Here is a 12,580-nt window from a genome sequence, read left to right on the forward strand (position 1 = left end):
TATACCGCCCTGCTGCGTTTTAGCGGCCACTTCCATTCAATAATCTGAATGTGGAAAGTAAGAAACCCCACCACCACATCTAGCCGCTTCGCGGCGTCGTGCGGTCCCCCTCCCTGACAAGTCGGGGAGGGATAAGGTCAGCATCCGGACAAAAAAAGACCCCCGGTGCATCGCATCGGGGGTCGTTCTTTTTAACGCGTAGCCGCTTACTGCGAGCTGGCCGAGTTCGGACGAAGCGCTGCTTTCGGTGCTGCTGGATTCCGCCGTCGTCGTCACGGTGCCATCGGCGGCGACGGAGGTGGAGGCGGCTTCCGAGGTGGCGGTGACGGTGCCGTCAGCGGCGACGGAGGTGCTTTCGCTGGCCGAGCTGGTAGTGGCCGTCGCGGCGGCGGGATCTGTGGCCGGCACTTCCTGTGCGACCGAGATGAAAGGCACGATGCCGAGGGCGAGGATACCAGCGGCGGCGGAAGCGATGCGAATGGAAGACTTCATGTGTCGTTGCTTTCTCTGTTGGGGGGGGAATGACTAACAGTTATCCTGAATATACTTGTATATTTCAGTAAGTATCGCTGAGTTCGTAAAGTGGTTGGTAAGTCATCGTCTCAGCGAGTGTTAAAATTTAGTAAGAATGGGGCTCAAATTTGTCTTTGATGGGGTCTGTTTGTGGTGTGCGCGCGAAATAAAGGCTATCTTTATGGTTTCTTTATTTAATTCAGGCTTATCGGTAACCTTGCCTTTATAATCAGTCTGCGCGGCAGTCTGTAGCTTGGGCTGGGCATCGTGCTCGGCACTGCCCGGTGGGAGGGCGGCGTTCTGATTTCCTGTGTAAGCCCTGTCCAGGGGCATCAGCGGCAACGAAAAGGCCCCGGATGCAGAGCATCCGGGGCCAGTTTAGCGGTTTCGACAGGATCAGCACTTAATAAACGTCGTAGAACACATCGATGATTTCGCCACTCGACAGATCGACCAGAACGACATCCTGACCGACGAAGAAGTAGGCGCAGTCATACGGCGGTGTCGGCAGGCCATAGGACATGTAGTCGTAGATGCGGTACGAGAAGAAGTAGTCCGGCAGATATTCTCCGCTCGTCCAGCGGTGACCGTACCATTGGTTCGGCACGCGGTAATAGCCGTGGTTCGGCGCGAAGTAGAAGCCGAAGCGCACGCCGCTGTAGCCACGGAAGCGACGATCGCCGCGGTAGTCAAAATGATGACGCCCGCCGCCGCGGTTCCAGCCGCCGTCGCGATCACGATCACGGTCACGATCCCAGCCGCCATTATGGCCCCGGTCGCGGTCGCGATCCCAGCCGCCATTGTGGTTGCCGCGATCGCCGCGATCGCCGCCGGGTTGGCCACCGTTACCATTATGATCGCCGCGTCCGCCGCCTTGCTGGCCACCGTTGTTACCACGGTCGCCACCGGGATTGCCGCCTTGTTGCTGACCGGGACGGTTGCCACCCTGCCAGACCTCGCTGTTGCGTCCTCCGCCATTGCCACGATCACCCCGGTCGCCTCCTCTGTCTCCACGATCCACGCGATCACCGCCAGTGTTGCCGCGATCGCCGCGCGGTGCGCTGGTATCGCGTTGCGGCGGCGTTGCGCGCGGCTGAGGGGCCGGGCGGCTTTCCGCCGGACGGGCGGCTTGCTGACGTTCGCCGCGCGGCTGGCGGTTGCTGCCGCTGTTGCTTTCCTGGCGGTCTTCGCGTGGGCGTTCGGCATTTGCCATCTGCGGGGCCGCGGAAAGGCTCAAAATAAGTCCAAGCGCCAGGCCGGAGGCGGCCATTTTTGCGAACTTGCTGTTCATTTTCGTCCTCTGTCTGTTTAGATCATCCCCTTTTCATCGGGGATATGCGGATCTGAGACGCGCGGCGATAAAAATTATCGCGTTGATAGGTTTATGACAGAAACTGTGTGAACTGAAGCTGAACAAAATTGATCAGGTTTGCAGCGTTTGCCGGAAAAACTCCGGGGCAGGTAACGCCGGGTGAGGCGCGCCGTAAACTTGCCTGCGGCAGATCTCGACGATTCAAAACTACAGGCGTTAACCGGCGCATATCTGTTGATTCAATGTAAAAGATAAGTAATTTACAATCAATTTACGATCTATACTTAAATATTCATCACAATTTAATGATTGTGCGTCAATATGTTAACGTCAATGTTAATATTAAGTTTTAATTTACATAAAAAAATCATCCTAAATATCGCTGTTAACTTTAATTTTATCCGCTGGTGTTGAACTCACTACATCAACTGCAACGGAGACGCGCAAAACGCGCGGCATCAAAATGATCAACACGATCCAAACTGAAGTAGAGTTCAAGGCCATCCCGCTCCCGACCGCCGACATGGGCGGTGACGAGTTGTTCAGGCTGGGCATGATGTATTCGACCGGCCAGGGTGGCGCTCCCGTCGATCTGATCTCGGCGCACATGATGTTCAACCTGGCCTCGATGCGCGGTTCGCTGGAAGCCCAGGTCTATCGCCGCGAACTGTCGCGCGAAATGGACCGTGAAGATATCGCCGAAGCGCAAAAGGCCGCCCGCCAGTGGATCGATGCCGGCCGCATTGGTTACGCAGCTTAACTCCGATCAGGATTAAGTTTTCTTCGTAACGGATGCCTCGCAACGGCTCGGGCGCTTGCCAAAATTCAAAGCATGAATTTTGGAGATATGAGCTTTTGAGAAGGTTGGCGACGTGCGTGGTGCTTGCGCTTAATTGCTGCCGAACGTCTTGTAGGTGAAATAGTTCATGATGCCGCCGGGGATCACATTGTTGACCCACTGCTCCATGAAGACACCCGCTTCCGCGATATGGGTGCGCGGGACATAGATAATATCAAAACGACGCAGCGCCGTCATCTGGCTGGCGCGCCCCTTGAGCGGCGTTTGCAGATCGATGATGCGCCGCATGGCCTGGCCGTCACGGCCCCGCCGGATCAGCAAGACCTGATGCCCCTTGGCGCCGTGGGTGAAACCGCCCGCCGCCAGCATGGCCTGCAGTGCGTCCATATCGCCCTGCATATCGACCCAGCCCGGATTCTTGACCTCCCCACCGACGAGCACGCGCATCGGCGCCGTCTCGCCCGGATAGACCATGACCTGCGGATTGCGCAGGATCTGCGCATAGCCGCGTTCGATGTCGTCCTGAAGCTGCGGCACGCTGCGAAACGCCGCCATCACCTGACCGATCAGGCCAAGCGTGATGCGGCCATCGGGCCCGACCTGGGTCTGGCGGCTTAGTTCCGGCGCGCCGGGCACGCTGATTTCCAGCTTGTCGCCGGGGAAGAGCAGGTAAGGGGGCTCGTCATCGCTCCACGTGGCGAAGCGGATATCCGACGCTTCCGGCATCTGGCTGCTGGCGCGCACGCCTTGAGCGATCAGGCTGCCGCCGAACGCGAAACCGATGCCCGTGGTGAGAAGTGCGCGGCGTGTGAGCATGTCTTTAAGCGGCGAATTTGTCCGGTGGAGTGAAGATATTTGTCGTCCTTTTGATAAGGGCAAATATGGTAAACATTCGTTAACGGGCGGGGCGTTAATTTGCCGGCGGCCGTCTTTCCGGCGTGTGAGCATGTCTTTAAGCGGCGAATTTGTCCGGTGGAGTGAAGATATTTGTCGTCCTTTTGATAAGGGCAAATATGGTAAACATTCGTTAACGGGCGGGGCGTTAATTTGCCGGCGGCCGTCTTTCCCGTGTCAGGTTACGGGAGATGTGGGGGCGCCCGAAAGCACTGGTAATGGACAAGAGAATTCTATGCACACTGAAGACGTGTGGGACGATGACGACGGCAAGGTTGTACCTTTGCGCCAGCGCCACGCAGGAATTTTACGTCGACAGAGGACATCCATGGCCGCCGAGGCAGGTAAATCAGGGGGAAACCGTATCATGCAGCTTGGGCTGGGCGATATCATTGCCCTGTTGCTGCGTGAACTGTGGCTGATGGCCCTTGTGTTCGGCGTTCTCTTCGGTCTCGGCGTCGCCGTCGCTTTTTCGATGTCATCGAGCTATACCGCCGGCGCCAGTCTTTTGATGCAGCTCGGCAAGAACTATGTCTATGAGCCGGTGGCCGGCGATGCGGCGCGCGGCGCCACCGCCACCATCGATCAGGTGGTGCAGTCCGAAGTCGAAATCCTCAACTCGACCGAACTGAAGCGCCGGGTGATCAACAAGCTCGGCTTCAAGATCATCCTGCCGTCCGCTCCCGGCTACTGGAACCCGCGCAATGACGCCGACAAGGCCGCGGCCGAAGCGGCGGCGCTCAAGGTCATGCAGGGCGGATTTGAAGCCACGACCGCGCCGCAGAACAATGTCGTGCGCCTGACCTTCAAGCATGAGGATGCGCAGGCCGCGTCGCTGATCCTCAACACCCTGATCGACGAGTACCAGTCCTATCGTCAGGAGGTCTATACCGACTCGACCGGCCCGGTGCTGCAGCGGCAGAAGGAGGCCTTTGATCAGCGTCTTGCCGAGGCTGATAACGCCTATCGCGCCTTTCTGGCGCAGAATGGCGTCGGCGATTACGATACGGCCAAGGCGACCTACGCCAAGATCTATGATCAGGTGACGACCGACCTCTATGCCGCCCAGACGCAACTGGCCACCGATCAGGCCAAGCTGGCCGAGGTGCGTTCTAATCTCGCCACGATGAGCCCCGAAATGAGCATCGAGCGCGACCTCGATCTCACGGTGCCCAACAAGATCTTCGCCTTGCAGCAGCAGCGTCAGGACCTGCTGTCGCGCTACCTGCCGAGCGCCCAGCCGGTGAAGGATATCGACGCGCAGATCGCTTCGCTGCAAACCATGATGAGCAGCGGGCGCGGCGTCGGCGAGGCCACGCACAAGATGGGCGTCAATACGGTCTATCAGGGGCTGGTGACGCAGAAGATGGACCTCGAAGCCGACATGGCCTCGGTCAATGGCCGCATGGTTTTGTTGCAGCGTCAGGCCATTCAGGTGCTGGAAAAGCTGCAGGGCTTAAGCGGTCTGGAGGCCGAGAACAGCCGCCTGGCCACCGAGCGCAACACCTTGCAGGACAACCTCAAGACCCTGACCCAGCGAATTCAGGAGAATCAGGCGGCGCAGGAAATGACCAAGGGCTCGGACGATACGGTGCGCGTGGTCGAAAAGGCCTCGATGCCGGACCGGCCCAAGAGCCTGAAGCGCGTTGTGCTGATCCTGTCGTTCCTGTTCGCCGGCTTCACCGCCCTGTGCGCCGGTCTGTTGCGCGTCTATACGCGCAAGGGGTTCGCCAATGCGGACATGGCCGCCAAGGCGCTGGACCTGCCGGTTCTGGCGCAGGCCAAGACCAAGGCGGCTTAGGTATCCTTTTCCTCCCCGTACGCTACAGGGGAGAATGAATTTCAATCATTTCGCCTTGATCCCGGCACGCGCCTTTGCGACAATTCCGCCAGCGATTCGGTGCAACTGTGATTCCGGACAAGCAACTTTCAGTGGCATTAATGGTTGATCTGACACGCGAAATGGCCGATCTGATGTCGGCGCTCGGCCGCCCGCAATCGACGCAGGGACGCGTGCTGATGTTTGTCTCGGCCTATGGCGGCGAGGGCGTCTCGACCGTGGCGCGCGAATATGCCCGCTGCGAAGCCGCCTTTGCGCGTAAGCCGATCTGGCTGATCGACACCGACCTGGCCAACCAGACCCAGATGCACGCCCTGACCGAAGATCCGGAGCGCTTTGGCGCCGCCGGTGCGCTCAGCCAGGCCTCGCCCGATGGCTCCGTCTTCTTCACCCTGTCGCCGCCCGGGCGCGATGCCGGCGGCGCGGCCGTGCAGGATTCGCACTATCTGGTGGCGCGGCCCTTTCTTGGCCGCCGCCTGTGGGTGACGCGCTTTCGTCAGAAGAACCTGGCGCCCGGCCAGCGCGCCAAGCTGTTTGACCAGACGACCTATTGGAAGGCCCTGCGCCAGCACACCCAGACCATCGTGGTCGATGTGCCGGCGGCGGACCGTTCCTCGGCAGCGCTGCAACTGGCGCCGCACGTTGACGGCATCGTCATGGTGGTCAGCGAAAACGCGGGCGATGTGCAGGCGCGTCTCGACCTCAAGAGCGATCTCGAACAGGCTGGCGGCCGGCTGATGGGCATGGTCTATAATCGCGCCAGCCGAATTATGGGCGGGGCGACGAGGCGGCCGCTCGGGCGGTTTGCGGCCCTTTGAGGCGCGGCGTTTCCGAGGCAATCTCTGATTTCTGGCCGGGCGTAAAGGACGACTGGGCCGATAGCTGGTTCTCGCTGCTGTGTGGCGTCGCGGTGCTTTACGTCTTCTCGCAGGCCTGGCTGGCCCCTCTGTTTGGTTACAGCACCAACCAGGCGTCCTCCGGCGCGATGATCCGCAACTTCTATTATCCCTTCTATCTGGCTGGCGCGGCTTTGGCTGCTATCTGCTGGCGGCAGATGTTCAATGCCCTGTGGCGCACGCCGCTGATGCTCACCCTGCTGGCCCTCTGTGGCCTGTCCTACCTGTGGTCGATCGACCCGAGCGGCACGCTGCGGCGTATGATCGCCCTGATCATGACCATGGTGGCGGGCTATGCGCTGGCGGCGCGCTTTAGCTGGCAAAAGCTGACCGAGGTGGTGGCATTAGCCTTCACGATCATGATGCTGATGTCGGCCTTTCTGGCGATCTTCCTGCCGCATCTGGGGCGGATGCAGGAGCTTTTTCCCGGCGCGTGGCGCGGGGTGTGGCTGGAAAAGAACAATCTCGGTTCGTGCATGTCGATCGGCTTTGTGGCGGCGGCCGCGGCGGCGCTGCACAATCCGCGACGGCGCCTGTTCTGGTGGAGCATGGCGGCGGGGATGGCGGCCCTGACCCTGTTGTCGCAATCCAAGACCTCGCTTCTGTGCCTGCTGGTGGGCCTGAGCGGCATCGTCTTTATCTATCTGGCGCGGCGCGGGCCGGTGCTCGGCATCCTGCTCACCTGGCTGGCCCTGACCGGATTGCTGGCGCTGGCGGGCTTCATCATCTATGCGCCCGATCACCTGTTTCTGCTGCTCGGCAAGGACCCGACCCTGACCGGCCGGATCTATATCTGGGATGGCATCGCGCGGGTGATGGAGGCGCGGCCGATGCTCGGTTATGGCTATGGCGTGGTGTGGACTGACGAGGGCGATTACGCGCCGCTGGCCAAGATCACCGCCGTTGCCGGTTTTCGCGCCTATCACGCCCATTCGTGCTGGTATGAAATCTGGCTTGGGCTCGGCATGGTCGGGCTGGTGGTGTGGGCGCTGGTGTTCGCCGAGACCTGCTTTAAGGCGCTGTTTCGCACCTGGCGCGGCGATGGCGGCTATTTCGGCCTGCCGATGCTGGCGATCTACGGCCTGTCGAGCCTGACCGAGAGCATGGCGCTGAGCTGGAACGACCTGCGCTGGTGCCTGTTCGTCATGGTGCTGGTCAAGATGTCCCTGCCGACAGACGAGGACAGTCGTGATTTCGCCGGCAAACTGCGCTTAAGATAGCGGCCATAAGAGGAGACGTCATGGAACCGGTTTACCTGCTGCATCATACCCACAGCCTGGAAGAGGGCCATGAGGACGTCAAGCTTCTGGGCGTATTCTCGACGCCGGAGCACGCCGAACGGGCCAGGGCGCGGGCGCTGAACCTGCCGGGCTTCAAGGACGCACCGGACGGTTTCAGCATCGACAAGTACATCATCGACAAGATGGCGTGGACGGCGGGCTACCGGACGATATAGGGCTCGCTGCCTCGCATTGGTTTCGGTTCTATGACACCACATTCTGTATCGCATGGGTTGCTTTTGTGGCTGGAACAGACCGCTATTGTTTAGCGGCGATATTGGTGCATACATACTCTGCAAGATGATCGGATCATGACTTTAGGGGATATTCATGCGCGTGTGGGCTTTGTTCGTACTGCTTCTCGGCTTTCCATCCGTATCGGCCGCCGGATCGAACTTTACGCGGCTGAATACGCCAGGCCCGCACGCGGTTGGGTTGAAGGTGGTCGAGCAATACGACTATGCGCGCAGCTATCGCGGAACCTATGATCCTCTTACCGGCAAGCCTCTGACCGGAGAGCAGGCGCGTCCGATCCAGACCTTGATCTGGTATCCCGCCAGCAAGGCCATCAAGCAAGCTATGACGGTGGGCGACTATCTCAAAATCTCCGCCAGCGACGATGATTTCGAGCGCACCGCAGCCGAGCGCGCGGCTCTGGAAAGCAAGTCTGCGGCGGATGCCACCAGCGACCTGTCACCGGAGCGTGCCAAGGCGGAGCTGGCGGCAATGATGCAGGCTCATCGTGACGCCACGCCGGCGCCTGGCAAGTTCCCTGTGGTCATTTACGCGCCCAGCTTCAGTGCCAGCGCGATCGAGAATGCCGACCTGTGCGAATACCTGGCCAGTCACGGATATGTTGTCATCGCCAGCCCCAGCGTCGGCCCGGCATCGCGTGCCATGACGGAAGACCTGGAAGGCGCCGAAACTCAGGCTGCGGACATCGAGTTTTTGATGGGTTACGCGCATACTCTGCCGCAGGCGGATACAAGCCATGTGGCCGTGGCGGGTTATAGCTGGGGTGGTTTGGCCAATGTGCTCGCTGCGGCCAAGGACAGCCGCATAAACGCCCTGGTCTCCCTTGATGGTTCGGCCCGCGCTTATCCCAATATCCTCAAGCAGGCGGCCTATGTCACCGAAACGCGAAGCACAGCTCCGCTACTCTTTGTCGCGTCTCCGCCAGCCGATTTCGAGGAATTGCCGCCGATAGCTCCCAATTATGAAACCAGCCCCCTCAATCATATGAAGTACGCGGACGTGTACTTTGTAAAACTGGCGCCGATGGATCACTGGAACTTCAACACGATGTTCGGCCAGCGCCTGCTGGGTGAAAAGGATTATGGCGAGTACAGCCAGACCGAGCTCTCAACCGCCACGGCCTGGATGGAGACCTACGTCCTGCGATTCCTGAACGCTTACCTTAAGGATGACGCCGAAGGCCGGGCCTTCCTTGATCTGCCGGCGGTGAAGACCGGAGCGCCGGCTCACATGCTGACGACCCGCGTGACCCACAGCCAGGGCATGCCGCTCACGCGCGTCGCCTTTGCCGCCGAACTTAACCGCCAGGGTTTCGACAAGGCATCGGACGTCTTTAAAAGCTTCAAAACCCGCGATCCGGCGTTTACGTTCACCGACGAAGAACTGCTCAATTGGGGACACCAAATGATGGAAAAGGGTGATCTCGTCGCGGCCATCGGGTTGCTGCGTCTGGATACCGAAGTGCATCCCGATAAGTGGCTTGCCTTCGACATTTTAGGTGAGGCTTACAGTAAGCACGGAGACAAGGATCTGGCGATTGCCGCTTATCGCCAATCGCTGGTGCTAAAGCCTGATAACGCCAATGCGGTCGAGCGCCTGAAGGGCCTTGGTGTGTAAGGTTACAAAAGACATAGAGCCGCGCTCTTTTGTGACCTGAACCGGTGCTCTTAATCGCATCCGCGCCATGCAGTAAATCTTAAACCTGATCCGCTAGGCTTCCGGCTATGGAGACGCCTCATGCAGATTGAGCAATGCCGCAAGATCATCCTTCTGACCCGGTTGCGCGAACGCGCACGCCGTCGGATTGAAAGCCATAGCAAGGCTGGCAATGCCGGTGTGGCGCAGATCTATGCCCGTATCGACGCCTGGCTTGAAGGACAGATGGGGCACGTCATATCCGAGGGACGGCGCGCCTCACGGTGAAGAAGGGTATGACCTTTGCGATGCGCGACCTTTCCGTCACAAGGCTGTGAGCGCACGCTTATCAGGCGCTGCACGAAAGCGCCGCAAGCCTTAGGGCGTCCTGGGGGTAAATGTCATGACAAATTTCGGCTCGACAGCCCGATGTGGAGGCGATACATCAGTCAGATTGTATCACGATGAGGGCTCCTGCATGCGTATGTCACTTTCGCTTTTCCGCTCCAGCGCCCTTGTGTGTGTCGGTGCGGCTCTGGCCTTGTCCGGCGCAGCGCAGGCAGTCCCCCTCAGTTCAGCGCCGGCGATCTTCCCGGCGCCGGCTTCGCTCACACTGACCGGCAGCGAAATCGGGCTTGGCAAGACCGTGGTGCTGGTGTGCGCCGGTGCGGTCGATGCCGAAACCGAGGCGCTGGTTCGCCGCGTGCTGACCGCCGCCGGTGTCGAGACGATCCGCACCGCCACCAAGTTGCCCGCCCGGCTCGATGCCAGCTATGTGGTGATCGGCACGGCTGACGCGGACGTCATCAAGGCCGCCGCCGGGCGCGCAGGCGCGGCGCTCCCAACCGACAACGAAGGCTATAGCCTGGCCAGCAAGGCCGCGGACGGCAGCGCGCTGATCGTGCTGGCGGGCAAGGACGCGGACGGGCTTTATCACGCCGCCCACAGCCTGCGTCAGATCGCCAGCGGTGGCCATATCCCCGCCGTCACCATTGCCGATCATCCCGCCATGCCGGTGCGCGGCACGATTGAGGGCTTTTACGGCAAGCCGTGGTCGATGGCCGAGCGTGCCGAACACATCGAATTTCTCGCCGAACTGAAGGCCAATACCTATATCTACAGCCCGAAGGACGAGGTCTATGCGCGCGACAAGTGGCGCGAGGCCTATCCGGCGGAAACGCTGAAACAACTGGGCGGACTGGTCGAGGCGGCGAACCGCCACCACATCAATTTCGTCTACGCCATCTCGCCGGGGCCTTCGATCTGCTACAGCGATCCGGCCGATCTGGAGGCGATCCGCAGCAAGTTCGCTGCGCTGCGCACTATCGGCGTGCGCAGCTTCTATGTCGCGCTTGATGATATCGAATATACGAAATGGAACTGTGCCGGGGATGAGGCCGCCTTCGGTCCGTCGAACGAAACGGCGGCGGCGCGGGCGCAGGCGAAGGTGCTGAACGCCGTGCAGGCTGATCTGGCGAAGGACGGCCACGGATCGCTGATCATGGTGCCGACCGAATATTACAATGCCAGTGTTTCGCCCTACAAGACGACCCTGGGCAAGGAACTCGACCCACGCGTGGTGATCCAGTGGACCGGCACCGACACCGTGCCGGCGGCGATCTCGGTCGCCGATGCGCGCAGCGCCACCAAGGCCTTCGGGCGCAAGACCCTGCTGTGGGACAATTATCCGGTCAACGACTACAACGAATTGGCCGGACGCCTGCTGCTGGCGCCCTATGCGCGGCGCGCAGCCGGTCTTTCGACCGAACTGGCCGGCATCGTCTCCAACCCGATGAATCAGGAGGTGGCGAGCCGCCCCGCAGTGATGGGGGTGATCGCCTTTGCCTGGAACGACACCGGCTATGATGCCGAGCGCACCTGGCGTGCCTCCGCGCGCTATCTGGCGGGCGGGGATGCGCAAACGACCGAGGCGCTGCTGGTCTTCTTCGATACCCAGCATCTGGCCCCGACCTTCGGCAACCAGCCGTGGCAGCCGCAGGCGCCGCGTCTGCGTGCCCTGACCAACCGCGTACGCGATGCCCTGGCCACGGACGACTTAACCGAACGCGCCGCCGCGCTGGCGGCTCTGGGGCAGGCGGCGGACGATCTGGCGGCCGCGCCCGACCGCATCCGCGCCGGCGTGGTCGTGCCCGGTTTTGTGACCGAGGCGCAGCCCTGGCTGGACGCGACTGCGCTGTGGGGGCGTGCCCTGCGCTTGACGGTGGATGGTCTGCGCACGGAGGACACAGCGACGGCGTCGCGCCTGTTCGCCGAGGCTAAGCGTCTGGCGGATGAAGCGGCGAAATTCCAGACCATACCCGGCGCGACCCGCCCCATGGGGCCGATCAAGATTGCCGACGGCGTGCTCGATACCTTCATCCATGATGCGCCGGGACTGGTCTATCTGCCGGCATCGGTGAAGTAGGATGGGTGGATAGATTATGCGGATGAGGGCACGATTTTCGGATAGTCGATAAGCATTTATAAAGAAAACGGACGCAAGGTGCGACTATGAAGTTTGCCATGCGTCCGAAATCCAGACTGAACCTGTTTGTCGATCACTCTCGCAAGATCATCATAGTCCGGCCCATAGGGCCTTTGTCCGCTTCCGAATTTATCGATCAGGTGTTCAAGGCCTGCGCGAACATTCCAGCGCCCTGGACCTATAGCCGTCTGAACGATTTCCGGCGTTTTGAAACCACGCTGGCGGATGAGCATCTTCATGAGATGGCGACCAGATGGGCGGAGATCACGCAGGGGCATGACGATCTCACCCGTGTGGCCCTGGTCAGGCTCGAACTCGTGGAACGAGGTCCGTTTGCCCAATATCTCGCCTTTGTTTCCGAAGGATACCCTATGCGTGTTCACGGATTATCACGAAGCCATGGGCTGGTTGATGGCCAGCGATTCCGAAGCTTATCTGGAGCATCTGCGCGCCAATCCGGTTGCACGTCCGGATGATTTTTCCATCCAGATAAGCTGACCCGTGGCGCGGTGGACGCCCTTCATGCGGCAGATCGAGGATGCGTTCGGGCTACAAAAATCGTCATGAAACAGAGGGGTGCTGGCATTGTATATTGCACCGCATCATCATAACGTCCGATCGAGTCAGGTAAAAGCGCGCAAGCAGAAATCGCCGCGTCCGTCGCAGGCAGG

Annotated in this window: 14 protein-coding genes; 9 read left to right on the forward strand and 5 right to left on the reverse strand. The window is 60.4% G+C overall.

Annotation, left to right across the window (positions count from 1 at the left end; genetic code table 11):
- Nucleotides 1-36: 36 nt before the first annotated feature.
- From ABQ278_RS06825 to ABQ278_RS06835, 3 genes are all read right to left on the reverse strand, one after another.
- Nucleotides 37-492 (reverse strand): hypothetical protein, encoded by a 456-nt coding sequence (locus tag ABQ278_RS06825; RefSeq protein ID WP_349321811.1) that lies wholly within the window; start codon nucleotides 490-492, stop codon nucleotides 37-39.
- A gap of 120 nt (nucleotides 493-612) precedes the next feature.
- Nucleotides 613-855 (reverse strand): hypothetical protein, encoded by a 243-nt coding sequence (locus ABQ278_RS06830; protein ID WP_349321812.1) that lies wholly within the window; start codon nucleotides 853-855, stop codon nucleotides 613-615.
- 61 nt (nucleotides 856-916) lie between these two features.
- The gene (locus ABQ278_RS06835) at nucleotides 917-1,804 is read right to left on the reverse strand and encodes an RcnB family protein (protein ID WP_349321813.1); all 888 of its coding nucleotides are present in this window, start codon (nucleotides 1,802-1,804) and stop codon (nucleotides 917-919) included.
- Between the two features lie 484 nt (nucleotides 1,805-2,288).
- Here ABQ278_RS06835 and ABQ278_RS06840 point away from each other — a divergent pair, with 484 nt between their 5' ends.
- The gene (locus ABQ278_RS06840) at nucleotides 2,289-2,585 is read left to right on the forward strand and encodes a sel1 repeat family protein (RefSeq protein WP_349321814.1); all 297 of its coding nucleotides are present in this window, start codon (nucleotides 2,289-2,291) and stop codon (nucleotides 2,583-2,585) included.
- A gap of 129 nt (nucleotides 2,586-2,714) precedes the next feature.
- Here ABQ278_RS06840 and ABQ278_RS06845 read toward each other — a convergent pair whose 3' ends face one another.
- Nucleotides 2,715-3,440 (reverse strand): polysaccharide biosynthesis/export family protein, encoded by a 726-nt coding sequence (locus ABQ278_RS06845; RefSeq protein ID WP_349321815.1) that lies wholly within the window; start codon nucleotides 3,438-3,440, stop codon nucleotides 2,715-2,717.
- Nucleotides 3,441-3,753: 313 nt separating this feature from the next.
- Between ABQ278_RS06845 and ABQ278_RS06850 the strand changes: the two genes are divergently transcribed.
- The 7 genes from ABQ278_RS06850 (at nucleotide 3,754) to ABQ278_RS06880 (ending at nucleotide 11,849) form a co-directional block, all read left to right on the forward strand.
- On the forward strand, nucleotides 3,754-5,319 hold the full coding sequence (locus ABQ278_RS06850; RefSeq protein WP_349321816.1) for a Wzz/FepE/Etk N-terminal domain-containing protein: 1,566 nt from the start codon (nucleotides 3,754-3,756) through the stop codon (nucleotides 5,317-5,319).
- A gap of 140 nt (nucleotides 5,320-5,459) precedes the next feature.
- Nucleotides 5,460-6,176, forward strand: a complete 717-nt coding sequence (locus tag ABQ278_RS06855; RefSeq protein ID WP_349321817.1) for a transcriptional regulator — start codon at nucleotides 5,460-5,462, stop codon at nucleotides 6,174-6,176.
- The gene (locus ABQ278_RS06860) at nucleotides 6,173-7,474 is read left to right on the forward strand and encodes an O-antigen ligase (protein ID WP_349321818.1); all 1,302 of its coding nucleotides are present in this window, start codon (nucleotides 6,173-6,175) and stop codon (nucleotides 7,472-7,474) included. Before ABQ278_RS06855 ends, ABQ278_RS06860 begins: the two co-directional genes overlap by 4 nt.
- Nucleotides 7,475-7,494: 20 nt before the next feature.
- Entirely contained in the window at nucleotides 7,495-7,710 is a 216-nt protein-coding gene (locus tag ABQ278_RS06865) for a hypothetical protein (RefSeq protein ID WP_018079712.1), read from the forward strand.
- A gap of 154 nt (nucleotides 7,711-7,864) precedes the next feature.
- Nucleotides 7,865-9,406 (forward strand): dienelactone hydrolase family protein, encoded by a 1,542-nt coding sequence (locus tag ABQ278_RS06870; protein ID WP_349321819.1) that lies wholly within the window; start codon nucleotides 7,865-7,867, stop codon nucleotides 9,404-9,406.
- 120 nt (nucleotides 9,407-9,526) lie between these two features.
- The gene (locus ABQ278_RS06875; RefSeq protein ID WP_349321820.1) at nucleotides 9,527-9,712 is read left to right on the forward strand and encodes a hypothetical protein; all 186 of its coding nucleotides are present in this window, start codon (nucleotides 9,527-9,529) and stop codon (nucleotides 9,710-9,712) included.
- Nucleotides 9,713-9,902: 190 nt separating this feature from the next.
- Nucleotides 9,903-11,849, forward strand: a complete 1,947-nt coding sequence (locus ABQ278_RS06880; RefSeq protein ID WP_349321821.1) for a beta-N-acetylglucosaminidase domain-containing protein — start codon at nucleotides 9,903-9,905, stop codon at nucleotides 11,847-11,849.
- Nucleotides 11,850-11,905: 56 nt separating this feature from the next.
- On the opposite strand, the gene ABQ278_RS06885 is transcribed toward ABQ278_RS06880, so the two are convergent.
- A complete protein-coding gene (locus ABQ278_RS06885; RefSeq protein WP_349321822.1) occupies nucleotides 11,906-12,187 on the reverse strand; it encodes a hypothetical protein in 282 nt (93 codons plus the stop codon).
- Between ABQ278_RS06885 and ABQ278_RS06890 the strand changes: the two genes are divergently transcribed.
- Nucleotides 12,186-12,407, forward strand: coding sequence for a hypothetical protein (locus ABQ278_RS06890; RefSeq protein ID WP_349321823.1), 222 nt, complete (start codon nucleotides 12,186-12,188; stop codon nucleotides 12,405-12,407). The two genes, ABQ278_RS06885 and ABQ278_RS06890, sit on opposite strands and share 2 nt — an antisense overlap.
- Nucleotides 12,408-12,580: the final 173 nt, after the last annotated feature.

It is taken from the genome of Asticcacaulis sp. MM231, assembly GCF_964186625.1.
Taxonomy (GTDB): Bacteria; Pseudomonadota; Alphaproteobacteria; order Caulobacterales; family Caulobacteraceae; genus Asticcacaulis.